Consider the following 25,652-nt stretch of genomic DNA (forward strand, 5'->3'; position numbering starts at 1 on the left):
GACCACAATCAAGACTGATTCCCGACCCGCGCGAGCCGCGCTCGCCACGCTGAAAACCGTTCGCAGGAGAACAACGCCATGACCGATACGCTTATCAAGGTCGATCTCGACACCCCGGCCACCCAGAACGAAAAGGTGCACAACCGCTGGCATCCGGATATCCCCATGGCCTGCTGGGTGAATCCGGGCGACGACTTCATTCTCGAAACCTACGACTGGACCGCGGGCGCGATCGCCAACGATGACGATGCCTCCGACGTGCGCGACGTGGATCTGTCGACCGTGCATTACCTGTCCGGGCCCGTAGGCGTGAAAGGCGCCGAAGCCGGCGATCTGCTCGTGGTCGACATTCTCGATATCGGTGCCCTGCCCGGCGCGGAATGGGGCTTCAACGGTTTCTTCTCCAAGCAAAACGGCGGCGGCTTTCTCACCGAACATTTTCCGCATGCCCAGAAATCGATCTGGGATTTCCACGGGCTCTACACCACATCGCGGCACGTACCGGGCGTGAACTTCGCCGGCCTCGTGCATCCGGGCCTGATCGGCTGCCTGCCCAGTCAGGATCTGCTCGATACCTGGAACACGCGCGAACTCGAGCTCATCGCCACCGATCCCGAACGCGTGCCGCCGCTGGCCAATCCGCCGGTGGCCGATACCGCGCACATGGGCGCGCTCTCCGGTGACGCCCGCGACAAGGCCGCGGCCGAAGGCGCACGCACCGTGCCGCCGCGCGAGCATGGCGGCAACTGCGATATCAAGGATCTGTCGCGCGGCTCGAAGGTCTATTTCCCGGTCTATGTCGACGGCGCCGGCCTGTCGGTGGGCGATCTGCACTTCAGCCAGGGCGACGGTGAAATCACCTTCTGCGGCGCCATCGAAATGGCCGGCGGCTGGGTGCACATGAAAGTCGAGCTGATCAAGGACGGCATGAAGAAATACGGGATCAAGAACCCGATCTTCAAACCCAGCCCGATCGTGCCGACCTATAACGACTACCTCATATTCGAAGGCATCTCGGTCGACGAATCCGGCAAGCAGCACTATCTGGATGCCAACGTCGCCTACCGCCAGGCCTGTCTGAACGCGATCGAATACCTCAAGAAGTTCGGTTATTCCGGCGCCCAGGCCTATTCGATTCTCGGCGTAGCACCCGTGCAGGGGCATTTGAGCGGCGTGGTGGACATCCCCAACTCCTGCGCGACGCTGTGGATTCCGTCGGAAATCTTCGACTTCGATATCCAGCCCGGCGCCGACGGGCCGACGAAGTTCCTCGACGGCAGCGTCGACATGCCCATCGCCTACGACCAGTAGGAGATTCGTCATGCCGATGTACGAATACGCCTGTCACGACTGCGGCACCTTCCGCGCCATGCGTCGCATGGCCGAATGCAGCCAGCCCGCCGACTGCCCCGACTGCGGGGCAGCGTCGGCACGCATCATCTCGGCGCCACGCCTGTCGCTGATCTCAAGCCACGCCCGCGTGGCGCACGAGACCAACGAACGCAGCGCCGATCGGCCGCATACGTCCAAGACCTATGACAAGCGCCATCCCGCGGGTTGTGGCTGTTGTTCGAGCAGCAGCCGCAAGGCCAGCAACACGGGCGCCCCACCGGCGATCAAGACCAAGACCGGGCCCCGACCCTGGATGATCAGCCACTAGGGCCTGGCACAACGATTGCTCCCGGCGGCGTCGACCGTTTCCGAACGGCGGCGTCGCCACCTTTTCAGATCCGCGTCGCTAGAACCGGCGCGGTCAACCGGAGAACCGAATGCGACACGGAGATATTTCCAGCAGCGCCGATACCGTCGGCGTCGCCGTGGTCAACTACAAGATGCCGCGCCTGCATACCCGCGCCGACGTGCTCGACAACGCAAACAAGATCGCGGACATGATCCAGGGCATGAAGATTGGCCTGCCCGGCATGGACCTGGTGGTCTTCCCCGAATACAGCACAATGGGGATCATGTACGACCCGGACGAAATGATGGACACCGCTGCCACCATTCCGGGCGACGAAACCGCCGTATTTTCCGAAGCCTGCCGCCAGGCCAATACCTGGGGCGTGTTCTCGATCACCGGCGAGCGCCATGAGGATCACCCCAACAAGGCGCCCTACAACACGCTGATTCTGATCGATAACAAAGGCGAAGTCGTTCAGAAATACCGTAAGTGCATTCCCTGGTGTCCGATCGAAGGCTGGTACCCGGGCGACAAGACCTATGTGGTCGAAGGCCCCAAGGGGCTCAAGATCAGCCTGATCATCTGCGATGACGGCAACTACCCGGAAATCTGGCGCGACTGTGCCATGAAAGGCGCCGAGCTGATCGTGCGCTGCCAGGGGTATATGTACCCGGCCAAGGAACAGCAGGTGATGATGTCCAAGTGCATGGCCTGGGCCAACAACTGCTACGTGGCCGTGGCCAATGCGGCCGGCTTCGACGGCGTTTATTCCTATTTCGGCCATTCGTCGGTGATCGGGTTCGACGGCCGTACGCTCGGCGAATGCGGCACCGAGGAAAACGGCATTCAGTACGCCCAGCTCTCGGTATCGGCCATTCGCGATGCACGCGCCAACGACCAATCACAAAACCATCTGTTCAAGCTGCTCCATCGCGGCTACAGCGGCACGAACGATTCCGGCGAAGGCGACAAGGGCATCGCGGACTGCCCGTTCGAGTTCTATCGCACCTGGGTCATGGATGCGAAAAAAGCCCAGGAAGACGTGGAGGCTATGACGCGCAGCACCGCCACCACCGCCGACTGCCCGGTGGGCACGCTATCGCACCCGCAGGCCGAAAAAGAAGCCGGCGCCTGATCGATCGAGAATACGTCGGCGTACCACCGTGACCTGCGATGGTGCGCCGGCCCGGACCGAGGGGCGTCATGCCGTTCATTAATGACATGCTCGCCGAGCGCAACCATCGGTGCGCACCAGAACCAGCTAACGCTCAAACCCCGCCACCGCCCAACCGTACATCGCGGTTTCATTTCGAGCCGTCGGCGGTCATGGGCTTGCTACGCGAGCGTATCGTCGGCCAGCCGCAGGCACTGGATACCGTCGAGGCTACACTCAAGATCATCAAGGCCGATATCGGCGATCCCCAGCGACCACTGCATGTCGGCCTGCTGCTCGGCCCCACCGGCGTGGGCAAGACCGAGTTGGTGCGCGTTCTAGCCGAAGCCATACACGGCCAGCGCGATGCCGTATGCCGTATCGATATGAACACGCTCGCCCAGGAACACTATGCCGCCGCGCTGACCGGCGCACCGCCGGGTTATGTCGGCAGCAAGGAAGGCACCACGCTGCTCGATGCCGACCGCATTGCCGGCAGTTTCGGCGCGCCGGGCATCGTCTTGTTCGACGAGATCGAAAAAGCCAGCACCGAAGTCTCGCGCGCCCTGCTCAACGTCTTCGATAACGGCCAGCTCACACTCACCTCGGGCGCCAAGACCATCGATTTTCGAAATACGATGATCTTCATGACCAGCAACCTCGGCGCGCGCGAGATCGAGCGCTACCTGGCGCGTCTGAACAGAGGCTGGCAGCGATTGTGGCCGACGTCCGAACAGCGCCAGCGCCGCGGTCTGCACCAAATCGTCGACCATGCCCTGCACGAGCAATTCGATCCCGAATTCGTCAATCGCATCGATACCGTCAGTCTGTTCAACTGGATCGAGCACGACATGCTCGACGCGCTTATCGATATCGAACTGCAGAAATTGAACAGCCGGTTGGCCCGAATCGGGCGTCGAGCCACGCTGGATACCTCGGCGCGCGCGCTATTGCACAAAGAAGGCTTCGATCGCCGCTACGGCGCCCGCGCCATGGGCCGTGCATTCCGTCGCCATGTCGAACTGCCATTGGCCGAAGCATTGGCCGACGCAGACCTGCGTAAACGCGACCCTGACGATGTGCAGGTCATGCACGCCCATGTCGACGCACATAAGCGACTGTATTTTTCGAAAGACTAAGTTCAGACACGGTTGTCGGCCGGCCACAAAACCGGCAAGCCAGCCCAAAACATCGGGCGCCTGGTCAATTGCGCTATCGCGATTGCCTGACTTCTTTCTACGCCTTGGATTGCCTCTCGGTAACGTTTCGCTGCGTCATTTGACTTATATCAGCGCCTTCGCGCGTTGCGATATTAAAAATTTATGGCGCATTTCGTGCTTTTTAATCCACGGGGAAACCCGTTTTCGGATACTCAATCCATAAACCCTGTAGGGAGAGATATGAAAAATAAAGTCATGACCACGATGCCCTGCCTTGTGGCATCGTTACTCTGCGGAGCAAGCCCGCTCGCATTTGCACAAATGGCCGATGAATCGACCCGCAGTGCGCCCAACAGCGATTCACCCTCGCAAGTCCAGTACGAGTCGAGTGAGCCGTCTGGTCCGGCAGACAAGATCTATGGCTCGGTCGGCCTGGACTTTGCCTCGCACTTCGTTTCCTACGGCGGAGACGTCTGGGGCGGCGGGCATGACTTTTACGGGTCGCAGTCCACCAAATTCGCCTATATCGACCTCGGCGCCGATCTGCCGAACGGTTTTGCACTGACCTTCGGCGCGTGGAGCGATATCAACAACAACGCCGACGAAGACACCATCGGCGGCAACATTCAGGAAATCGACGTCTATGGTGGTCTGACCTATACCGCAGGTGCTGTAACCCTGGGCGCGATCTACCAGCAGTGGTACTACGGCGGCGACACCGAGCGTGTGCTGGATCTGAGCGTCGGTTATGACGACAGCGCCTTGTGGGGCGGCGACTTTGCGCTCAACCCGAGCTTTCTGACCCATATCCGTGTGAACGGGCAGGAAGGCCAGGACGATGGCGCTGTCTTCGTCGGCGCTATCGAACCGGCGTTCGATCTTGTAGACAGCCCGACCACCCCGGTGAGTCTGTCGATTCCAATGAGTGTCGGCTTCATGACCGACGAGTTTCAGGGTGGCGACAGCGGCTTCGGCTATGCCTCGATCGGCGCCACGGCCAGTATGGGTTTGGGCTTCATCCCGGCCGGCTACGGCGACTGGTCGCTCGCAGTCAATACGACCTATTACCACACTGACGAAGATGTGATTCCGGGCAACCCGGAAGACGATTTCCTGACCGGCACGGTCAGCATCGGCATGGCGTTCTAGCCGTCGATATCCAACCGCAGCCGGCCGCAATGGCCGGCTGTTCGACTCTGCGATCACGTGCCGACACAGGCGCTTGCTGGTCGCAAAAGCCACGCCGGCACGTAGCCCCTGCACGGCAGCTGCTTTAGAAGCGGGTATTTCCGGCCGATAACCACGGCATAGCCCCATGTGGCGATCACATAGGGCGAGAGCTGCGCTGTGTTAACGTCCACCCTTTAATTTGAACGGGCATACGACCGATTCACACTATTGACCGTCGCAAAAGTGTGTCCATGGCACGCAAACGACGGGACCACGAGCACAATTCGTTGCCCGATTGCGATGGCCGCTACGGCTATCAAGTTCACTGGAGGGCATTCATGGCCCAACTCAAAGTGGGCGGCCTGGCCGACCCAAACCGTCTCGCAAAAGATTTCGAACAGGTTCTCGAGCGCCTCGAAGCCGCGCGCTCCTTCGGCAAGGCCATGCAACAGCAACAGCTGCTGGCTCGCGCCCAGAAGTTGCTGAGAAGCCCGGAAGGTATCGCCCATCTTTACGCCTATGCACCGCGTTTCGATGCGGCCGGCGTATTCGCCAATGGCGACTGGGAAGCGCCGGAGGCACTGCAGCCGGCTCTGGTCAGCACGACACTGCGGGCTGGCGGTATCAACGCAACGCTGGAGTGCCTGAGCGAGCTGCGTATGCTCGCTATCGCCGAGCGTCTGACCGAAGCCAGCGGCATGACGGCCGAGGAAGCCCGTCGTTTTCTTCAACAGATTCTGGCCAGCAACCTCGATCTGCTTTTCCCGGTCGCGACCGAAGAAACACGTGAAGCGGATCCTGCCGCCGCCGAACGGGTCAAGAACCTGTTCGAATTCATACTGGAGCGACTCGGCGCGGCCGCGATTCTGGATGCCCTCGTCTACGAAGCCGAGCGTGTCCTACTGCAGCGCCCGATCATGGTGCAGCGTGTCGAGGCTCTGCTACGCGCCGCCGATCGTGCAACCGCCGAGCTACCGGACGATGACCCGTCTGTTGCCCGCGCGCGGGAATGGATGCATGCGCTCAATGGCCCGACACCGCTGTCCCGTATCGGTAAGCGCGAGGACTATGCCGCCGCGCTATGCGAGCTGGATATCAACGCGCTCGCCGAGGAAGCCAACAATTTCGGCCAGGCCATGTCGCGTACCGGCCTGGTGTCGGCCCAGCATGCGGATCTGCTGCGTCATCTGGTCGATAATGCCCCCGAACTGGTCGGCCCGGCGCTGGCGCTCAACGCCGTCGGCAAGGTGAGCCTGGGTGCGCATCAAACGCTGATATCCGACATCATCCGGTTCGCCATCTGGCGCGAGACGGCGCGCTCGATCTATGGCCTGTCGAAACTGCTCGAACAGGGCATGACGTTCATACGCCCTGTGTTGCCAGGTCTGCGCCGCCTGATGGTGCTGGCCATTCACCCATCCGTGGCTGAAAATTTGCGCGCCTCCAGCGAGTGGCAGGACCCGCCCGATGCGAACGTACTACTGCTCGCCGGCACGTTGTCCGTGCTCGGTCAGCCGCGCGGCGTCGACCAGGGCCATAACCCGACCTGCCAGGCAGCCCGGGCGATCAGCCTATGGGCACAGAACGATGTCGGCTATCTACTGGAGCTGATCGCCTTTGCGGCCCGCGAAAACGAATTGCTGATGCATTTCGAGGGGCAGTCGATCCGTTCAAGCGAGCTATCGTTTGGACTGGCGACCACCTTGCACACCGAGTTGGATCCGGTATCGCTGCTACTCACGCCGCATCTAGACCGTATTTACATGGAGATGAGCCGACATACGATCGGCCGTGTGGGCGACGGTCACCGCTGGGTGAATCCCGAATTGCACGGCTGGTGGGTCCATCGCGGCTTTGGCGAGCTGCTGGACACGGCCACCGGCGGTGTCCACGGCTTCGATTCGTTCATCCGCGATTTCTATGCGTCCTACCACCCGCTGTACAACGGCGGTCGTGATCTGGTCTATGCCCAGCCCTGTGGTATCGCCACCACCAACTTCAACGCCGAACTGGTGGGGTGGCACGCTCTGTCGATCCAGCGTGTCGCCTACGACCCGGCTGGCGAATGGCGGGTCTATTTCTTCAATCCGAACCGCGACAAGGGCCAGAACTGGGGCCAGGAGATCGTCACATCCACCCATAGCCACGGCGAACTGGAAGGCGAGTCTTCGCTGCCGTTCGAGCAGTTCGCCTCGCGGCTTTATGTCTATCACTATAAAAGCCGGGAAATCGGCGATGCCAGCGCCGTGCCCGATGAGGCGGTCGCACGTATTCGCACGCTGGTAGCCGAGGGCTGGGCAGCCGATCGGGCCTGGGAGGACTGAGCGCGACCTCGAAAAAGCACGCTTACCATAATCTAGACGCACTAAAAAAGGCCGCATCGGATCACCGATGCGGCCTTCTCGTTTGCGACGCGAAGTCGTAACGATTTACCAGCGACTAGACGTAGAAGTCGAGTTCTTCCTGGTGCTTGAGCAGATCACGCAGCTGATGCGGATTGTCGCCAAAGAAGAACACCAGCCCCCAATGGGTACCAAAAGCGGTCCGCTTGGTGACCGTATCCTGCAATGGTGCGGCCAGCTCGTGGAAATCGAAGTACGGATGTTCTTCGGTTTCTTTCGGGATTTCGAGCTTGCTGACCACACGTTTACGCGGGTATACGCCGAAGCAGCCAGCATAGCCTTGCGCATCCTTGACCGGTTCCGGGAAGAACGCATCGATCTCTTCCTGCTTGGTCTTCGGGTCCATGACCAGAATCGTGGCCTGATAGGCATTAAAGCCATAGGCACGTTCGATCAGCTCAAAGGCCTTGAAGCCCGGCGGGCGATAGGCCACTTCGCCGAAGTACATGGTGCCATCGGAGGTCACGAAGTATTCCGGGTGAATCTGGCCGAACTTGATATCGAAGGTCTTGATGAGCTTCTCGATCTGTTCGGTGATGGCCGTACGCCAGCTCTCGAGTTCCGGCGTGGCCGGCACGAACACGGAGTAGCCGAGCGTGACGTATTCCGAAATATTCAGGAACTGGATCTTGCCGTCCCAGATCCATGCTTCGACCGCGAATTCCCAGCCATCGAGATGGCTTTCCATGAGCAGCGGGTATTCGCTGTCCGGGATCGAGTCGATTTCCTCGGCCGACTTGATCATGCGATGACCGAGGCAACCGGCCTTGTCGAAGGCCTTGAGATGGATCGGATCTTCCGGATCGCCGTCGAGCTTGAGCAGCGTCTGGTTCACGCGCTTGAAGAAACGATAGACATCGTCCTTCTCGTGCGCTTCTTCAAAAATACCGACACGGATACCACCAAGCTGCGCACGACGCTTCATCAGCGCCTTATCGCGGAACAGAACCGCCTGACCATGCAGGCGCGGGTTGTCCATGAGCACGGCGTTGATCGCGCCCGCCCATTCGACCGTTTCCTCGAACAACGGAATGGCGACGTCGACACCCTCGTCCTTCAGCTTCTCGGCGATTTCCATCGAACGATCATTCAACCGCTCGAAATTCCAAGGAATATACGGAATATCGTGCTGTTTACAGTAGTCTTCTGCCCAATCCGGGGCAACGACCACATAGCGCCGATCGAAACGATCTGCCGCTTCGACCGCGCCCAGCGACCAACCCAACAGGGCGACGTAACCCTTTTCGGGATTCTTTTCGGCCATAACCACTCCTCATAAGGAAAATACGCCGTTGACTCTAGCATACCGGCTGATCGAGTCCGCGCTGCATGGCCTGCACAGCCGTTGTTTTCGCGATTCTCGCGGGCCTTGACAGATATCGGGACAGCGCCGGCCTAACGCACCTTGTACTCCACATTTTGAAATTTGTATCGCGTACCGCTATCGCGATCGGGCCATCCGGCCCTGAGTCGTCGCTAAGCGATTGTTGGCACACGCCTAGGCGGCTTTGACAGCGTGTTGGAACGTCCGACTCCGCCGGGCAACAGAACGGTTTACGAGTGAAAGCGCGCTTATTGTCCGGCTTCGAACCGAACACGACTTGGCTGTTAGCCTTCCACCAAAGATGACGATTCAGCTCATCGCTATGTCGGTTCGGTCTCAAGCGGCCAGAGACGGGCCGCGCCGCGTACGCCCGAGGCGTCGCCATGCGCAGCCGCAATCAACGGCGTATCGATATGATCGGCAAAGGCATGCTGCGCCCATATCTTGGGCACTTCGCTATACAGCCAGCGAATCTGCGACAGCCCCCCACCGACCACGATCACGTCGGGGTCGAGAATATTGACGATCATCGCCATCGCACGAGCCACGCGTTGCAACCAGACCTTGAGCGTTGCCCCGGCCAGACGCTCACCGGCTTCGGCACGTTCGACGATATCCCGGGCCGGGATATCGTAGCCACCGCGGCGTACATGATCGGCCGTCATGCCCGGCCCGGAAATCCAGGCCTCGAGGCAGCTATCGAGACCACACCAGCATCGTGGCGGCTGACGCATCTCGGCAGAACTCGGCCACGGCAGACAGGTATGACCCCACTCCCCAGCCAGGCCGTTACGACCGGTGATCAACTGCTTGTCGATCACCAAGCCACCGCCTACACCGGTACCGAGGATCACACCGAAAACGTTGCGATGTTCTGCCGCTGCGCCGTCACGGGCTTCTGAGAGCGCGAGACAGTCCGCATCGTTGGCCAGACGCACCTCGCGAGACAGTGCTCGTTCGAGATCGGCCCCCAGCGTCTTGCCGTTCAGGCACTGGGAATTGGCATTGCGCAGGCGCCCCGTGGCAGGCAGCACGCTGCCGGGCGTACCAACGCCCAGTCGCAGTCCGCTCTCGCCGATATCGCTTTCCAGCGCCATTACCAGATCGATAATCGCTTCCAGCGTCGCGTTGTAGCCGTTTTCGGGTGTATCTACCCGGCGCTCCGCGCATACCCGGGCTTCGCCGTCGAGCACGATGCCGGCGATCTTGGTGCCCCCCAGGTCGATGCCCAGTCGCAGATCGGCGTTTTCTTTGGCGTCGCTCATGTCACGCTCGCGTCACAACACAGGTTCAGACTCGCGATCACGAGGCCGGGTGAAACGACACGCACATTCGGAGATAGACTCATGGTTCGCCAGCAACTCAGATTTGTCGGCTATGTTATCGCGACACGGCTGGTCGTGGGCGCCGTACCGTTCGGCCGTGTAGACGCCATGCCGGACTTGCGCCGCTGAACGACCGGAGGCAGCGCTCTCAGGCGATTGCGTCCGTTAGCAGCGCGGCGCAGTCATCATCGAGCTTGCGTGTGATCAGATCGTCCGCGCGCGTGCGGCCATGATTGATCGCCATGATGGGCAATCCGCGCACGGCGGCCTCGCGCACAAAGCGAAAGCCTGACCACACCATTAGCGATGAGCCGACCACGAGCACGGCCTCGGCCCGCGCAAGCCCGGTCCAGGCACGCGCCACCGTCTTTTTCGGCACCGCCCCGCCGAAAAAGACCACGTCCGGCTTGAGAATGCCGCCACAAACGGGGCAATCGGGGACCACGAAGCGTTCGTAGTCCACATCACCGAGCTCGATATCACCGTCGGGGCGTATGGCGTCGCTATCGTGCAGCCAACCCGCATTATGGTCGATGAGCATTTCCTGTACCCGATGGCGCGACAGCCGCGTGTCGCAATCCAGGCAAACCACGCGATCAAGCCGGCCATGCAGATCGATCACACCACGATTGCCTGCGGCTTGATGCAACCCGTCCACGTTCTGGGTCACCAGGGTGCCGATATGCCCGGCTCTGCCGAGTCGGTGCAACGCATGATGTGCGGCATTCGGCCGGGCACGCGCAACGGCCGGCCAGCCGGCCATGCTGCGCGCCCAGTAGCGCCTACGCTTAGACAGCTGCCCAACGAATGCCTGGTGCTGGATGGGCGTGGCACCTTTCCAGCCGCCGTCGCGATCGCGATAGTCGGGAATGCCCGAACGCGTGCTAATGCCGGCGCCAGTGAGTACAAACAGGCGCCGGTTCGCACCAAGAAACTTGCGTAGCGCGGCGACATGATCGGCTCTTGGCGCCGCGCCCTCGTCAGATTGGGCAAGCAGCTCGTCTGGAACTTTCATGCTGTCGCCACCACGCCGTGTGCGGCCAAATCGGCTGTGAGACGATCGATATTTTCGAAGCGCAGCGCCTGCCAGCCTGCCGCAATAGCGCCATCGACGTTGATCTGACGATCGTCGATCAGCATGCACGCGCCGGGGCGGGCACCAAGCGCATGGGCCACGTGCGCAAACCCGCGTGCGTCCGGCTTCGCGAAACCGATCTCCTGCGAGGCAAACGCGCGTTCCAGCACCTCGAAAAAACGGAAATTTTGTTGCATATAACGCCAGTGGACAGCGTTGGTATTACTGAAACAGGCGATATGGTGATACTTGGCCAGGTCTTTCATGAGCGCAACCATGGCGGGACGTTCACCCAGAAGCATCGCTTCCAACTCACCCGTGAGTATCTCGGACTCCAGTGGATCGACCAGCGTCTGATTCAGCGCGTCGTGAAAAACGGCCTCATCGAGCGCCCCGATCTGAAACCGTTCTGCGATCGAGAACGGTTCGGTCGTGAAACGCTCGCGCAGCGCCTCGCCGAGCAGCGCCGGCGACGTACGAGTACGGCGAGCAAGTTCGCCGATAGTGACGTCAGCTGCCTGGACATCCACGACCACGCCGCCGAGGTCGAACACCAACCAGTCGATGGGATCATTCATGGGCAGCAGTTTACGCAAACCAGTGTGACATCGATGCGTCGCACTGCCGAAACCCAATTTCTACGCTGCGTATCATCCGCCGCAATCCGATCCGGCGGCCGGTTGAGCTGGCCCTGCCGGCCTGCATTTATACAAAGCGCCGAGCTCGAATAATACGGCTCGGCCGCTTTGTTTCTACGCGCCTGCCTAGGCCATCGGAGCCTCGGCAGGCGCCGCGGAACTCGCCTTAACTATCGGCGTCGAGCAGCGAATTGACCTTGTCGATATACGCCTGCATCGCAGTATCGGCATCCATGCCTTCGAGCTTGGTCCAGGCATCGTACTTGGCGCGGCCCTTGAAATCGGTCATGCCCGGGCGCTTGCCTTCGACATCGCCCGCAGTGGCCTGCTTATAGTGCGCGTAGAGCGCAAGCAGATCGTCGTTTTTGGGTCGCGACGAGAGCGTCTCGACATCTTTCTGGGCCTGCTCGAAACGCGACTTGAGGTCTTCTGCCATGGTTATCTCCTTAAGGCCTGCGGCTATTAGCGGTGAAACCGCGCCAACGCCTGCGCGATGACCGTGCAAAGCGCCGCGAACGCGGTCATCCAATGCTACACGAGCCGCCGCTCCGGCCGTACACATGCGTCGAGCCCATTGAAACGACTCACCCGGCCCTACCCGACGAGCACACACTAACCGCCGCGGTATCGCCATCGCACACGACCTGATCGCCGCATGCCCTGCGTTTACGGCGTTGCGAACACGGCCTTATGAAAACTCGGCCGTATATGCTGGGTCGAACTCGAGCCGGCTAGGCGCGACTACGCCGCTGCCAGGTCATGAAGCGATGGGCCGGCACATCACCTGTGGCCGGCACGCATTGCTCATAAACCAGCTGCCAGGCCTCCCACTCGATTGCCGGGAACCAGGTATCGCCGGTATAGGCGGCGTCAATACGCGTGAGCTGCAGCGTGTGGGCGCGCTCAAGTGTCAGCCCGTAAATCTGTGCGCCGCCAATCACCATCAGCTCGGCAGCGCCATCGGCCGCGGCGATATCGATCGCCTGCTGGACATCGGCCACTCGTTCGACGCCGTCGGCCATGAAGTTCGAATCACGCGTCAGCACCAGGTTCCGACGCTTGGGCAAAGCTCGTCCAATGGATTCAAACGTACGCCGCCCCATGAGAATCGGCTTGTTCAGCGTCTGTTGCTTGAACCAGCGTAGATCATCGGGGATATGCCAGGGCATGCCTCCCTCTGCGCCGATCACGCCATTCTGATCCATGGCGGCGATTAAACTCAGCCTGACATCCGCCGGCGATAGAACATTTGCTGTGGACATCTCGTACTCGATCGAATTTCGAAATGGATAGCGTTGTGCAACGCGACCCGCGCTCAATCGCTCTCGGCGCCGGACTCGTCGGGCAGGTCGTTGAGCTCCAGAATAAAACGGGTGCCGGTTTCGTCGGTCCGCTCGATACGCAAATCGCCACCATGGCGACGACAGATGCGCCGACATAGCGACAAACCGATGCCGGTCCCCTGTGTGTCGCTGGCGCCTGCGTCTCGCCGAAATGGCTGAAACGCCAGCTCCGGGGAATCGATTCCGCGCGCGTTGTCGTCGTAGTAAACGATTTTCGACCCTGTGCCTGCGTGGTCAGAATCGGCCGTAATACGAATCGCGGGTGCGGCGTCGACGCGGCGGTAGCGAATGGTATTGTCGATAAGATTCTGGAACAGTGCCCGCAGCTGAGCCCCATCGCCGCGTATCACCCCCAGTTTCTGTACTTCGAATTGCGCCTGGTGTTCCTCGATTAGAAGCGCCAGATCGACGCGCACTTCATCGACCAATGTATTCAGATCAAGACTTTCAACAGCGACCGTGCCGGTATCGATACGCGCCAGACGCAGCATGCCACCAATCATGTTCTGCATGCGATCCGCCGCCGAACGTAACGCCGCAAGATGATTGCGGCCGTCGTCGCTCATACGCGGCGCTTCGGTGGTCTGAAGCTGACGTGCGTTGTGCTGCATCTTGCGCAGAGGTTCGCGCAGATCGTGGGCCGCCGCGAGCACACCGGCACGATCGCTGGCCCGGTCGAGGGGCAGGCGCGGCGTAGCCGTGGCGGTTTCCGGCAAACGCGTTGCGTCGAAGGCCTCGATGAGCAATGTGAATCCGTTCAACCGGCCTTCCGCGCTACGCAGCGGCAATAGACGCGCCGTACGTACCGGCGTATCCGCGTCGGCGCCAGCCGGCGAAACACTCAGGCTGATCGGTGCAGCCGAGCGCACGGCACGATGCAGCACCACCGGCCAGCTCGGCTCCTTGCGCAGTTCGATACAGACTTGAATATTGCGTCCGAGCGTATCTTCGGTATCGCAACCCAGCCAACGGGCCGCGCTCTCACCCAGACCGGCAATCCGGCCGGCCAGATCGATACCCATCCACGCTGGCTCGTCTGTGGCACGGGTCAGGTTGAGCCGATGTGCGGCAACGAGGTTTTCGTTTGCGCTGACCGCGTCGGCGGCACGGCGCGGCCCGGTCGCGCGTAACAGCACAAGAAAACCGATGACGTCGTCGTGCCCATCCGTACGCGGCGTGAGATCGAGCGTACAAAGCCGGCGTTGGCCGGCACGCGTTATTAATGCAGCTTCGAAACGCGCACGACCGCGTGCGCTGGCTTCGAACAACGCACGCGGCAACTCGGCTTCGAAACGCCGTTCTTCCGGCAGGAGTGTCTCCAGCCGCTGTCCTTCCACCTGGGCGGCGATATGGCCGAGTAACATTTCCGCACTGGGATGCCACTGTTCGATCGTACCCGCGCTATCGAGCAGGCACAGTGCAGCGTCCGGCATCTGTTCGAGCAGTAATGCCAGAGCGGCCGCGCCCAGCGACTGCGCATGCGAATCCGTTTCGCCAGCTCCTGCCAGACTCACGCGGCACCCACCTTGTACGCGGGGATCTCGCTAGTGATAAAGCGCGCTGGCTGGCATTGCGTGCTGGAGCAGACGCGTGCAATCGGCGACCGCCAATCCGGGCGCGTAGAAAAAGCCCTGACCGAATACGCACTTGTTATCCATGAGGAACTGACGTTGATCGCTGGTTTCCACGCCCTCGGCGACCACCCGTAGGCCCAGACTGGCGCCCAAGGCGATAATCGCCCGCGCCATTGCACGATCGCGGCTGTTGTCGGATACGCCATGTAAAAAGCTCAAGTCGATCTTGAGTGAGTCCACCGGCAACCGGGTGAGATAACTCAAGGAAGAGTAACCTTTCCCGAAGTCGTCTATAACGACCTGAACCCCCAATCGCTTGAGCTGTTCGACCAGCGGGTTGGTATCGTCGGGCCCGAGAATCAACGCGTTCTCGGTGAATTCGAGTTCCAGCAGCTCGGCCGGCATGGCGAGCGTCTCGATGAGTTGACGCACCATGGGCAGGAAATCTTCATCGCGCGCGTGCTGTGATGAGACGTTGACCGCGAGCACGACATCGCTATCCAGCACGCCGGCATCCCGCCAGTTCAAATACTGGCGACAGGCGGTCGTAAGCGCCCAGCGAGTAAATGCCCGAATACAGCCGCGGGATTCGGCCATCGGCACGAACTCCTCAGGTGAAATAGGGCCGAGCCTTGGGTGGTTCCAGCGGGCGAGCGCTTCCAGACCCACGACCCGGCCCGATCCGAGATCGAACTGTGGCTGGTAGACCAGATGTAGTTCGTTGGCCTCGATCGCGGCATGCAGCTCGTTGTCTAGCCCGCGGCGAGCACGCGAACGCCCATCATTCTCGCCGTCGAACCAGTGCACGGTATCGCGCCCGCCCTGCTTGGCCAGATACATTGCCGCGTCGGCGTTGTTGATTAACGTACCGGCGTCATCGCCATTGCGCGGATACATCGCGACGCCGATCGAAATAGTGACGAAAATACGATGTGTGTCGATCACGATCGGCTGGCGGAAGATCCGTAGCACTTCGGCGACAAGCGCTTCGATTTCGGACTTGTCGTCACTGTCGATGACCGCAACGAATTCGTCGCCGCCGAGACGCGCGAGTAGCGGATGCGCTTCACAAACGCTTTTCAAGCGGCTTGCCGAGGTATAGAGCGCCCGATCACCGATGCCATGGCCAAGACTGTCGTTAATCGACTTGAACCCGTCCAGATCGAAATAGATCACGGCAAAGGGATGGCGTTCCCGCACCGGGCGTTCGAGCATGTACTGCAAGCGTTCAAGCAGCACGGCACGATTGAACAGCCCGGTTACCTGATCATGGCGTGCGAGATAAGTGAACTTGCGCTGACTTTCGTAGTGCTGGAGCGAATAGCGGATCGTGCGTTCGAGCAGCGTGGCGTTGATTTCGCCCTTGGGCAGGAACTCGGCAGCACCTGCCTCCATCACGGCGACATCGATCTCGTAATCGTCATGTCCGGTAAGCACGACGATCGGTGCATGCAAGCCGGCGGCAGCCGGGCTACGCAAAAGGTCCAGTCCGGTTCGCCCGCCCAGTTCATAGTCGAGCAGACAGATATCGAAACCGCCCTTGCTGAGCGCTGCCAAACCTTCATCGTAGCTACCCGCCATGGTCAAGGCATAGCGATGCCGTGGACCAGAATGCAGCAGATTGGCGAGTAATGCGCGATCCTCGGGATCGTTATCGATGAGGAGCACACGTACGGTTCGAGATCGAGGCATTGATGCACGCACCAGTCAACCAAGGTGGGCGCAGTCTAGCGCACAAACCTAGGGATTTACCGGCGTTTCGGGCACGATTAAATGACGCTATAGGCATCCATCGGCGGCGCGTTTCCCAGCCGCAGCCTAGTCGTCGTCGAAGGCTTTGACAAACTATACTCTTGATTTATTTTAATTTTATACCAGAAGAAACGTATCGCCCCTAGCTATCAACAACAGATCGAAGGCAAACGTCGGACGGCAGACAGCCCATTCTTAGACACATCCGATTATCTCGCGGGCATACCCGGTTGGGCTGCCAGGCGCCTATACCGCCACCGGCGCGCTGATCCGCGCGTGGCTTTCATAGCCCTCGAGCCGAATATCGTCGAACGTGAATTCAAACAGATCGTTTATGTCGGGATTGAGCCACAACCGCGGCGGCGCATATGGGACGCGTGCAAGCTGCTCGTCGGTCTGTTCGAGATGGTTCAGATACAGATGCGCATCGCCCAGCGTATGTACGAAATCCCCCACCTGTAATCCGCAGACCTGCGCGACCATGTGGGTAAGCAACGCATAAGAGGCGATATTGAAAGGCACGCCCAGGAAGATATCGGCGCTGCGCTGGTAGAGCTGGCAGGATAACCGCCCCTCGGCCACATAGAACTGGAACAACAGATGGCACGGAGGCAGCGCCATGTCATCCACCTGGGCTGGATTCCAGGCGGTTACGATATGCCGGCGTGAATCCGGATTGTGCTTGATCGAGTCGATCACTCTCGCCAGCTGATCGACCGACTCGCCGCCAGGCGTAGGCCAACTACGCCATTGGTAGCCGTAGACCGGCCCGAGATCGCCGTTTTCGTCGGCCCACTCATCCCAGATACGAACACGATTATCCTTGAGATAACCGATATTGGTATCGCCGGCGATGAACCACAGCAGCTCATGGATGATCGCGCGCAGGTAGAGTTTCTTGGTAGTGAGCACCGGAAACCCGCGCGACAGATCGAAGCGCATCTGGCGTCCGAAGACCGACAGCGTGCCGGTGCCGGTGCGATCGGCCTTGCGCGTACCGTGCTCACGCACCTCGCGCATGAGATCGAGATAAGGCTGCTCGAGCGGCGCGGTATCCGGCGCGCTCATGGCGTCACCGTATTGCGCTTATAGGCCAATGCCAGCAGCAGAATGCCGCCAAGAATCATCGGGGTGCACAGCACCTGCCCCATGGTCATCCAGTCGAAAGCGACGAAGCCGAGAAACGAGTCCGGCTGACGGAAGAATTCGGCAAAGAAACGCAGGCAGCCATAGCCGATCAGAAACAGACCGGACACCGCCATACGCGGACGCGGCTTGCGGGCAAACCACCAAAGAATGGCGAACAACAGCAGACCTTCCAGTCCGGCTTCATAAAGCTCGGAGGGATGGCGCGGTGCCATATCGACACGCGGATAGATCATCGCCCAGGGCACGTCCGTAACCCGCCCGATCAGCTCGCCGTTGATAAAATTCGCAATACGGCCAAAGAACAGGCCGATCGGCACGATGGGCGCGACGAAATCGGTGATATCGAAAAATGCCCGCTGCGTGCTGCGCGCAAACCAGCCGGCTGCTGCAAACACACCGAGCATGCCGCCATGAAAGGACATGCCGCCCTGCCAGATATAGAACAGCTGAAGCGGATTTTCCAGCAGCAGGCCCGGCTGATAGAACAGCATGTAGCCCACACGCCCGCCTACGACTACGCCGAGCACCACATAGAACAGCAGGTCGCCGACTTCCTCACGCTGCCACTGGATATGCGCCTGCTTCGTGCGCACGATCCCGAGCCCCCAGCCGATGAGAAAGCTCAGCAGATACATCAGCCCGTACCAGTGCACGGCAAGCGGGCCGATGGCTACGGCGACGGGATCGATATCGGGATGCACGAACATGGCGACGGATTCTAGCAGGAAGAACGAGGCGCATCGCGCCGGGGTCGATGCGTATCAGCGCGTCCAGGCATACATGAATACATCACGTGGCGCACTGTCGCTGTCGAGTTGATTTGGCCGCGGCGACCAGCGATGTAGCCGCCCTTCGTAGGCCATACCCAATGCTTCGAGGATGCGTATTGAGGCCACGTTCTCGGTATCGCAAGTCGCCCAGATTCGATAGAGGTCGTCTATTTGCTGGGCCGCATCGAAGACCGCAGCAGAAGCCTCGCGGGCGAAACCCTCGCCCCAGGCTGAACGCGCCAGTACATAACCGATTTCTGCACCGTGTTCGCTAAACGAACAGGCCACCGTTCCGATGGCCCCTTGCTCGGCGTGCTCGATAAGCCAGCAATAATCCTCACCGGACGACCAGCCAGCGGCCACATCTTCAAGAAAGTCGCGGCTGTCGTCGAGATCGACATGCTGCGCCCACGTCATGAATCGCGTGACCGCCGGGTCGCTGGCAAAGGCAAAGATCGCCTCGGCGTCACCGCTATTCGGTTCACGCAGAGTCAAGCTCGGTGTGGTTAACCGCTGCGGCATGCTGATCATAGTGGTATCGGTCAGCCGTATTCAGGCAAGTTCACGCTCGAACTCTTCCTTGTAGCGCGCCTTGAACTGATCCATCGTGAAACGGTGATTCTGGGTGCCGGGGCGTTCGATCTTGATTGTGCCCATGAGCGAGGCCACACGGCCAATGGTCGGCCAGTCCAGCCCCTGCTGAAGACCCCAGATCAAGCCCGCCCGAAATGCGTCGCCGCAACCGGTCGGATCGGCCAGCGCGGTCGGCGAACCAGCCGGGATTTTGATCTGTTCGCCATCGGCGTGGATGACCGATCCTTCCCCGCCTTTGGTCACGATCATGGCCTTAAGCTGTTTGGCCATATCAGACACCGACAAGCCGGTACGATCGCTCATCAGCTCGGCTTCGTAATCGTTGACCGCCACATAGGCCGCCTGACCGAGGAAGCGCTTGAGCTCTTCACCGTTGAACATGGGCAGGCCCTGGCCCGGATCGAAGATGAAATCGATACCGGCTTCGGCGAACTGGGCCGCGTGCTGGACCATGCCGTCCTTGCCGTCGGGCGAGACAATGCCCAGCGTAATGCCCGCATCGACGGGCACCTGCTGTTCATGGGCATAGTTCATCGCACCCGGATGAAACGCCGTGATCTGGTTGTCGTCCAGATCGGTGGTGATATAGGCCTGTGCCGTGTAAGCCTCGTCGACGCCCTTGATATAGTCGCGGCTGATGCCGTGCTCATCCATCCAGGCGGCATAGTCGTCGAAATCGGTGCCCACGGTGCCCATCGGTACGCCGTCACCGCCCAGCAGCTTCAGCGAATAGGCGATATTGCCGGCACAGCCGCCGAACTCGCGCCGCATTTCCGGCACCAGAAACGACACGTTCAGCATATGCACGCGATCCGGCAGGATCTCGTTTTTGAAGTGGCCGGTATAGACCATGATCGTGTCGTAGGCGAAGGATCCGCAGATCAGAGCTGACATAGCTTGTCCTTTGTTCGATGAGACTCAGCGCGCGCCGTGGGCGCGGCACTTCGAGATCAGCCGCGCATCATGCCATAGTGCGGTTATGCGACCGGAACGCGCACGGCTGGCAGCGTTTGGCTCAGGCGCCGATCGCCGTGGCCGAATCGTGTTTGAGATCGAGATTCTTGGCCGCCGCAACCTCGTCAAGACGCCGTACCGGAAGATTAACCGGCGCGTTTTTCAACGTTGTGGCATCGGCTTTGGCCTCGTCCCAGATGGCAATCATGGCATCGACGAAGGCATCCAGCGTTTCCTTGGATTCGCTTTCGGTCGGCTCGATGAGAAAACATTCCGGCACGAGTAGCGGAAAATAGATCGTTGGCGCATGAAAGCCGTAATCGAGCAACCGCTTGGCCACATCGGTCGCACTGACATCGAGCTGCTGCTTCTGGCGCTTGAGCGTAACGATGAACTCGTGGCTGGCGCGGCGATCGGGGAACGCGAGATCGAAACCCGCTTCCCGTAAACGTGTCATCAGATAATTGGAATTGAGCGTGGCGAACTCGGCGACCCGGGTCATGCCCTCGGCGCCCAGCAGGCGCGCGTAAACATAAGCACGCAGCAGCACGCCCGAATTGCCCATGAACGCCGACAGCCGGCCGATGGTGTGCGGAATGTCCTTTTCCGTAAGCCAGCGATAAGTCGCACCATCGCCCTCGCCGTCACGGCCGACGACCGGAATCGGCATGAAGTCGCGCAAACGCTTGCCTACGCCGACCGCGCCGGAACCCGGCCCGCCGCCGCCGTGGGGCGTCGAAAACGTCTTGTGCAGATTCATGTGAATGACGTCGAAGCCCATGTCACCCGGGCGAACCTTGCCAAGAATCGCATTGAGATTCGCGCCGTCGTAATACAGCAGCCCGCCCGCGCCGTGCACGATCTCGGCGATTTCGAGAATGTCCTGTTCGAACACGCCCAAGGTCGACGGATTGGTGAGCATGATGCCGGCAGTACGCTCGGACACGGCATCGCGCAGCGCGGCAGTATCTACATCACCATCGGCGTCGGTGGGGATTTCCACGACCTTGCAGCCGCACATTACCGCAGTCGCCGGGTTGGTACCGTGGGCCGCATCGGGCACGAGAATTTCATCACGCGCGCTATCGCCGCGCGACTCGTGATAGGCCTTGATCATGGCCACACCCGTGAACTCACCCTGCGCGCCGGCCATTGGTGTGAGCGATACGGCTTCCATGCCGGTCACGGCCGTGAGCATTTCCTGAAGCTCGTACAGGCAGGCCAATAAGCCCTGGCCATGGCTGGTCGGCGCAAGCGGATGCCGATTCAGAAACCCAGGCAGCGAAGCCAACGTGTTACAGGCGCGCGGGTTGTGCTTCATGGTGCACGAGCCGAGCGGATAGAAATGCGTATCGATCGAAAAATTCAGCTGCGACAGGCGAGTGTAATGACGCACCACATCCATTTCAGACGCTTGCGGCAGGCCCACCGGCGATTCGCGCCGCAAGGCGGCCGGGATATCGTCGATGGCGGGTGCCTCGGCTGGCGCCTGCGCCAACGCACGGCGGCCAGGACGGCTGTATTCAAAGATGAGTTTTTCGGTCATGAGGTTACAGCTTCAGTTCTTACTGATGACTTGGGGCGTTCAACAGTCGATTCTTATGCAGACGGCCCGGCAACGACCGCGCCCCAGAACGCTGGCGCGGTCACGTGTTCATGTGCTTGATCTGCGCTTGTCTACAAACAGTTCGTCACGGATCAGACCTTGAGAGCCGCCAGCGCGTCGTCGTAATTCGGTTCGTCGGCGATCTCGGACACGAGTTCGCTATGCAGCACCGTGCCCTGTTCGTCAGCCACGATCACTGCCCGCGCGCACAGCCCGGCCATGGGGCCATTGGCGATGAGCACGCCGTAGTCCTTGGCGAAACGCTTGTCGCGCATCATCGACAGAGTGGTGCCGTTTTCCAGCCCTTCCGCGGCACAGAAACGCGCATGGGCGAACGGCAGATCAGCCGAAATCTGCAGCAGGGCGATATTGTCGAGCGCATCGGCTTCGGCATTGAAGCGCTTGACCGACAACGCACAGGTCGGCGTATCCATGCTCGGAAAAATATTGAAGATCTTGCGCTTGCCGGCGAATGCCTCGAGCGCGACATCGCGCAGGTTGGCGCCGGTGAGGCTGAAATCGGGCAGCGTATCGCCGGGTGCCGGCAACGTGCCTTCGACATCGACCGGATTGCCTTTGAGCGTGATCTGCTGGGTCATCGTCTGTCCTTGGATACAAATGGTAGAAATCGGCCGGCAAAGCCGTCGATCACGCCGCTTCGGCCTGTTCGGCGAGCACGGCGCGTAGCGCCTGGGCATAGATATCGAGGTCGGCTTCGGTCTTGGTTTCGGTGGCGCACACCAGCACGGTGTTGTCGAGTCCGTCATAGAAATCGGCCAGCGCCAGACCGCCGAACACGCCCCGCTCAGCGAGGATATTGAGTACCGCACCGGCGTCTGCCGGCAAGCGCAGCACGGTTTCATGAAAGGCCGTGCCGTCGAATACCGACTCGACCCCGTCGATCTCGGTGAGCTTGGCCACCAGTGACCGGGTATTGGCGATACAGGTCGCCGCCGTATTTTCCAGGCCCTGTGCGCCCAGCAGGCTCATATGAATAGTCGCGGCGGTCACCAGCAGGCCCTGGTTGGTGCAGATATTGGAAGTCGCCTTGGAGCGACGAATATGCTGCTCGCGCGGTTGCAGCGTGAGCACATAGCCGTTACGCCCATCCATATCCTGGGTACGGCCGACCACACGGCCGGGCATCTGGCGCACATGCTTCTTGCGACAGCACAAAATGCCGAAATACGGCCCACCGGAAGCCAACGGCGCGCCTAGCGGCTGGCCTTCGCCGACCACGATATCCGCGCCTTCGCCGGTGCCCCAACGGCCCGGTTCCTTGAGCACCGCCAACGACAACGGGTTGACCACGCCGATCGCCAGCGCGCCGTTGCTCTGAGCCCAGTCGGTGAGCGTATCCACCTCTTCGAGCACACCGAAGAAATTCGGCTGCGGAATGACCAGCGCGGTCACGTCCTCGCCGGCCCAGCGTTCGAGAGCGTGCGTATCGATACGGCCCGTGGTGCGATCGTAGTCAATCGCTTCGAACGTAATGCCCTGATTCGCACAGATATTATGGGCAACCTGGCGATAGAACGGATGTACGCTTGCCGGCATGAGGATGCGTGATGCCTTGGATTTGCGGTTGGCGCGCACCGCCATGAGCACGGCTTCGGCCAACGCCGAAGCCCCGTCATAGAGCGAGGCATTGGCGACGTCCATACCCGTCAGCCCCGTCATCATGGTCTGATATTCGTAGACCACCTGAAGCGTGCCCTGACTGGCTTCCGGCTGGTATGGCGTATAGGCGCTATAGAACTCGCCTCGCGTAGTCAGCTCCCACACCGCTGCCGGGATATGGTGCTCGTAGGCACCGGCCCCGATGAAACACAGCCCGCCGGCATCGCGGGCCGCACGCTCGCCCATCAGACGCGTCACCGCCTGCTCGCTGGCGCGCGCCGGTATCGTGTCCAGACTGACATCGCGCAGACTGGGATCGATTTCGTCGAACAGATCGTCGATCGTATCGACGCCGATGGTGGCCAGCATCGACTGGATATCGTCTTCGGTATGGGGAATGAAGGGCATGAATCCTCGCAGAACTTGAACGCAGTCACCGCGCCACCGGCGCCGAGCGTACCCGGCGGCGGGGCATGGATCGCTAGTCTTCTTCTTCGTCGACGATGCCTTCATAGGCATCGGCATCGAGCAGTTTGTCGACTTGTTCCGGATCGGAGACGGTCATCTTGAACAACCAGCCTTCACCGAACGGATCTTCGTTGACCAGCTCGGGCGAGTCCTCAAGCTGTTCGTTGATCTCGGCGATCTCGCCGTCGAGCGGCGCATAGATATCGGAGGCTGCCTTGACCGATTCGACCACGGCCACGGCATCGCCTGCGCCGACCTTGGTGCCGGCTTCCGGCAGTTCGACGAACACCAGATCGCCGAGCGAAGACTGTGCGTAATCGGTGATACCGACCGTGCACGTGCCATCGCCGTCGTAGTCGATCCATTCGTGGGTCTTGGTATAGGACAGATCCTTGGGTACTTCGCTCATGGGGCTCCCCTTGCAGCAGGTTGGCGCAGTGCGCGTTATGGTTCGGTGGATAAAGGCTACTGAGAAAAACGCTCAGTCGTCGATACGGCTCTTGCCATGACGCACGAAGGGATAGCGCACGATGCGCGCGCGCTGCCACTTGCCGCGCAAACACACCTCGACGCTTTCTTCCCAATCGACCGGCACCCGCGCAAGCGCGATCGAGCACGATAAGGTGGGCGAGTAGCTGCCGCTGGTGATTTCGCCTTCGGCTTCTTTTTCTTCAACATCGCTATCGGCGGCGCGTACCGCCGTCTCGCTGCGCATCACGCCGCGGCCTTCCAGCACCAGACCGACGAGCTTTTCCGCGACGCCCTCGGCGCGCATGTGTTCTAGCGCGGAACGGCCGACGAAATCGCGTTCTTCGGGCTCGAATGCCACCGTCCAGGCCAGCCCCGATTCCAGCGGCGTACGGTCTTCGTCCATATCCTGGCCATACAGATTCAGACCGGCTTCCAGGCGCAACGTATCGCGCGCGCCGAGGCCGATCGGCGCCACACCCTTGTCACGCAGCGTTTTCCACGCGCTTACGGCCTCGTCGGCAGGCAATACGAGTTCGAAACCGTCTTCGCCGGTATAGCCGGTACGGCCGATGGATCGATCATCCTGTACCGCCACGCGAAACGGCTTGAGCTTGAGCGCCGCCTGCTTGAACTCGTCGTCGAACAGTTCGGCGGCGATGTCGCGTCCACGCGGGCCCTGGACAGCAATGATGGCCAGATCCTGACGATGGTTGATCGCCACGTCGTAGTCACGGGACTGGCTATCGATCCAGGCCAGATCCTTCTCGGTGGTCGCCGCATTGACGACGATGCGATACAGGTTGCCCGACAGATGATAGACGATAAGATCGTCGATCACGCCGCCGCGGGTATTGAGCATGCAGGTATAAAGCGCGCGCCCGGCTTCGTCGATCTTGGCAACGTCATTGGCCAGCAGCCAGCGCAGGAACTCGCGCACTTCACCACCGCTGATATCGGCGACGGCCATATGCGAGACATCGAACATGCCCACGCTTTCACGCACGGCGTTGTGTTCAGAAATCTGGGAGCCGTAGTCGATCGGCATGTCCCAGCCGGCAAAATCCACCAGCTTGGCACCGTCGGCGACATGCGCCTCGTAGAGCGGGGTTTGTTTGGCCATCGCAATCTCTCCGGAAAAATCTACAGAACACGGGCCGGCCCGGGCTTTCGCCTGCCGCCCCTCTGTCCTGGCACCTGAGAGATTCGCCCCTTCGGTGAGCCGCGGTATCCACGGCTGCTCTCCAGAGTCGATCACGTCGGCGAATCATGCTGCCGACGAGCACGTGGTTCGGGTACCTGAGCGTTTCCGGGCGGAAATTTGCGCCTTCGGTGACGAGCGATTGCCCGTTCTCTCCCACGCGGTTATTGACCGTGAAACCGACTATACCGGCGCGACCGACACAGGCCAAGCGCCCGCATGAGC

At 60.7% G+C, this 25,652-nt stretch carries 23 protein-coding genes and 2 riboswitches; of the genes, 6 read left to right on the top strand and 17 right to left on the bottom strand.

The features are described from left to right. Positions 1 to 78: 78 nt before the first annotated feature. The 6 genes from fmdA (at position 79) to SSPSH_RS00585 (ending at position 7,488) form a co-directional block, all read left to right on the top strand. The gene (gene fmdA / locus SSPSH_RS00560; RefSeq protein ID WP_006913309.1) at positions 79 to 1,311 is read left to right on the top strand and encodes a formamidase; all 1,233 of its coding nucleotides are present in this window, start codon (positions 79 to 81) and stop codon (positions 1,309 to 1,311) included. Positions 1,312 to 1,321: 10 nt separating this feature from the next. Continuing rightward, positions 1,322 to 1,660, top strand: a complete 339-nt coding sequence (locus tag SSPSH_RS00565; RefSeq protein ID WP_006913308.1) for an FmdB family zinc ribbon protein — start codon at positions 1,322 to 1,324, stop codon at positions 1,658 to 1,660. 109 nt (positions 1,661 to 1,769) lie between these two features. Next, on the top strand, positions 1,770 to 2,816 hold the full coding sequence (locus SSPSH_RS00570; RefSeq protein WP_006913307.1) for an aliphatic amidase: 1,047 nt from the start codon (positions 1,770 to 1,772) through the stop codon (positions 2,814 to 2,816). 68 nt (positions 2,817 to 2,884) lie between these two features. Continuing rightward, positions 2,885 to 3,973, top strand: a complete 1,089-nt coding sequence (locus tag SSPSH_RS00575) for an AAA family ATPase (RefSeq protein WP_021031246.1) — start codon at positions 2,885 to 2,887, stop codon at positions 3,971 to 3,973. 342 nt (positions 3,974 to 4,315) lie between these two features. After that, positions 4,316 to 5,143 (top strand): hypothetical protein, encoded by an 828-nt coding sequence (locus tag SSPSH_RS00580; RefSeq protein WP_006913305.1) that lies wholly within the window; start codon positions 4,316 to 4,318, stop codon positions 5,141 to 5,143. 359 nt (positions 5,144 to 5,502) lie between these two features. Then, positions 5,503 to 7,488, top strand: a complete 1,986-nt coding sequence (locus SSPSH_RS00585; RefSeq protein ID WP_006913304.1) for a hypothetical protein — start codon at positions 5,503 to 5,505, stop codon at positions 7,486 to 7,488. Between the two features lie 115 nt (positions 7,489 to 7,603). Here SSPSH_RS00585 and SSPSH_RS00590 read toward each other — a convergent pair whose 3' ends face one another. The 17 genes from SSPSH_RS00590 to gcvT all read right to left on the bottom strand — a co-directional run bounded on the left by SSPSH_RS00590 (position 7,604) and on the right by gcvT (position 25,349). Beyond that, positions 7,604 to 8,830: an ATP-grasp domain-containing protein gene (locus tag SSPSH_RS00590; RefSeq protein WP_006913303.1), complete on the bottom strand. Its 1,227-nt coding sequence runs from the start codon at positions 8,828 to 8,830 to the stop codon at positions 7,604 to 7,606. Positions 8,831 to 9,210: 380 nt separating this feature from the next. Next, on the bottom strand, positions 9,211 to 10,155 hold the full coding sequence (locus tag SSPSH_RS00595) for an ROK family protein (RefSeq protein ID WP_006913302.1): 945 nt from the start codon (positions 10,153 to 10,155) through the stop codon (positions 9,211 to 9,213). A gap of 208 nt (positions 10,156 to 10,363) precedes the next feature. Further along, positions 10,364 to 11,230: an NAD-dependent protein deacetylase gene (locus SSPSH_RS00600; RefSeq protein WP_006913300.1), complete on the bottom strand. Its 867-nt coding sequence runs from the start codon at positions 11,228 to 11,230 to the stop codon at positions 10,364 to 10,366. Continuing rightward, a complete protein-coding gene (locus tag SSPSH_RS00605; RefSeq protein ID WP_021031248.1) occupies positions 11,227 to 11,868 on the bottom strand; it encodes an HAD-IA family hydrolase in 642 nt (213 codons plus the stop codon). The genes SSPSH_RS00600 and SSPSH_RS00605 overlap by 4 nt, the downstream gene beginning before the upstream one ends. A gap of 226 nt (positions 11,869 to 12,094) precedes the next feature. Continuing rightward, the gene (locus SSPSH_RS00610; RefSeq protein ID WP_006913298.1) at positions 12,095 to 12,364 is read right to left on the bottom strand and encodes an acyl-CoA-binding protein; all 270 of its coding nucleotides are present in this window, start codon (positions 12,362 to 12,364) and stop codon (positions 12,095 to 12,097) included. Positions 12,365 to 12,659: 295 nt separating this feature from the next. After that, positions 12,660 to 13,190: a dihydrofolate reductase gene (locus tag SSPSH_RS00615; protein ID WP_021031249.1), complete on the bottom strand. Its 531-nt coding sequence runs from the start codon at positions 13,188 to 13,190 to the stop codon at positions 12,660 to 12,662. 53 nt (positions 13,191 to 13,243) lie between these two features. Then, positions 13,244 to 14,785 (bottom strand): sensor histidine kinase, encoded by a 1,542-nt coding sequence (locus SSPSH_RS00620; RefSeq protein ID WP_006913296.1) that lies wholly within the window; start codon positions 14,783 to 14,785, stop codon positions 13,244 to 13,246. Positions 14,786 to 14,815: 30 nt separating this feature from the next. Further along, positions 14,816 to 16,537, bottom strand: coding sequence for an EAL domain-containing response regulator (locus SSPSH_RS00625; protein ID WP_021031250.1), 1,722 nt, complete (start codon positions 16,535 to 16,537; stop codon positions 14,816 to 14,818). Between the two features lie 306 nt (positions 16,538 to 16,843). Next, positions 16,844 to 17,665: a thymidylate synthase gene (locus SSPSH_RS00630; RefSeq protein WP_006913294.1), complete on the bottom strand. Its 822-nt coding sequence runs from the start codon at positions 17,663 to 17,665 to the stop codon at positions 16,844 to 16,846. Beyond that, positions 17,662 to 18,453, bottom strand: a complete 792-nt coding sequence (gene lgt / locus SSPSH_RS00635; RefSeq protein WP_006913293.1) for a prolipoprotein diacylglyceryl transferase — start codon at positions 18,451 to 18,453, stop codon at positions 17,662 to 17,664. The genes SSPSH_RS00630 and lgt overlap by 4 nt, the downstream gene beginning before the upstream one ends. A 54-nt stretch (positions 18,454 to 18,507) precedes the next feature. After that, positions 18,508 to 19,047 (bottom strand): GNAT family N-acetyltransferase, encoded by a 540-nt coding sequence (locus tag SSPSH_RS00640; protein ID WP_006913292.1) that lies wholly within the window; start codon positions 19,045 to 19,047, stop codon positions 18,508 to 18,510. 21 nt (positions 19,048 to 19,068) lie between these two features. After that, the gene (locus SSPSH_RS00645; RefSeq protein WP_006913291.1) at positions 19,069 to 20,004 is read right to left on the bottom strand and encodes a carbohydrate kinase family protein; all 936 of its coding nucleotides are present in this window, start codon (positions 20,002 to 20,004) and stop codon (positions 19,069 to 19,071) included. A gap of 121 nt (positions 20,005 to 20,125) precedes the next feature. Further along, positions 20,126 to 21,610 (bottom strand): aminomethyl-transferring glycine dehydrogenase subunit GcvPB, encoded by a 1,485-nt coding sequence (gene gcvPB / locus SSPSH_RS00650; protein WP_006913290.1) that lies wholly within the window; start codon positions 21,608 to 21,610, stop codon positions 20,126 to 20,128. Between the two features lie 152 nt (positions 21,611 to 21,762). Next, positions 21,763 to 22,269: a thiol peroxidase gene (gene tpx / locus SSPSH_RS00655; protein ID WP_006913289.1), complete on the bottom strand. Its 507-nt coding sequence runs from the start codon at positions 22,267 to 22,269 to the stop codon at positions 21,763 to 21,765. Between the two features lie 49 nt (positions 22,270 to 22,318). Continuing rightward, positions 22,319 to 23,698 (bottom strand): aminomethyl-transferring glycine dehydrogenase subunit GcvPA, encoded by a 1,380-nt coding sequence (gcvPA, locus tag SSPSH_RS00660; RefSeq protein ID WP_006913288.1) that lies wholly within the window; start codon positions 23,696 to 23,698, stop codon positions 22,319 to 22,321. 73 nt (positions 23,699 to 23,771) lie between these two features. Then, positions 23,772 to 24,167, bottom strand: a complete 396-nt coding sequence (gcvH, locus tag SSPSH_RS00665) for a glycine cleavage system protein GcvH (RefSeq protein WP_006913287.1) — start codon at positions 24,165 to 24,167, stop codon at positions 23,772 to 23,774. A gap of 72 nt (positions 24,168 to 24,239) precedes the next feature. Continuing rightward, positions 24,240 to 25,349 carry a glycine cleavage system aminomethyltransferase GcvT gene (gene gcvT, locus SSPSH_RS00670; RefSeq protein WP_006913286.1) on the bottom strand — a complete coding sequence of 370 codons (1,110 nt, stop codon included), beginning with the start codon at positions 25,347 to 25,349 and terminating at the stop codon, positions 24,240 to 24,242. 52 nt (positions 25,350 to 25,401) lie between these two features. Beyond that, positions 25,402 to 25,484: riboswitch (glycine riboswitch) on the bottom strand. Positions 25,485 to 25,503: 19 nt separating this feature from the next. Then, a riboswitch (glycine riboswitch) is annotated at positions 25,504 to 25,596 on the bottom strand. Positions 25,597 to 25,652 lie beyond the last annotated feature (56 nt).

This window comes from Salinisphaera shabanensis E1L3A, assembly GCF_000215955.2.
Lineage (GTDB): Bacteria > Pseudomonadota > Gammaproteobacteria > Nevskiales > Salinisphaeraceae > Salinisphaera > Salinisphaera shabanensis.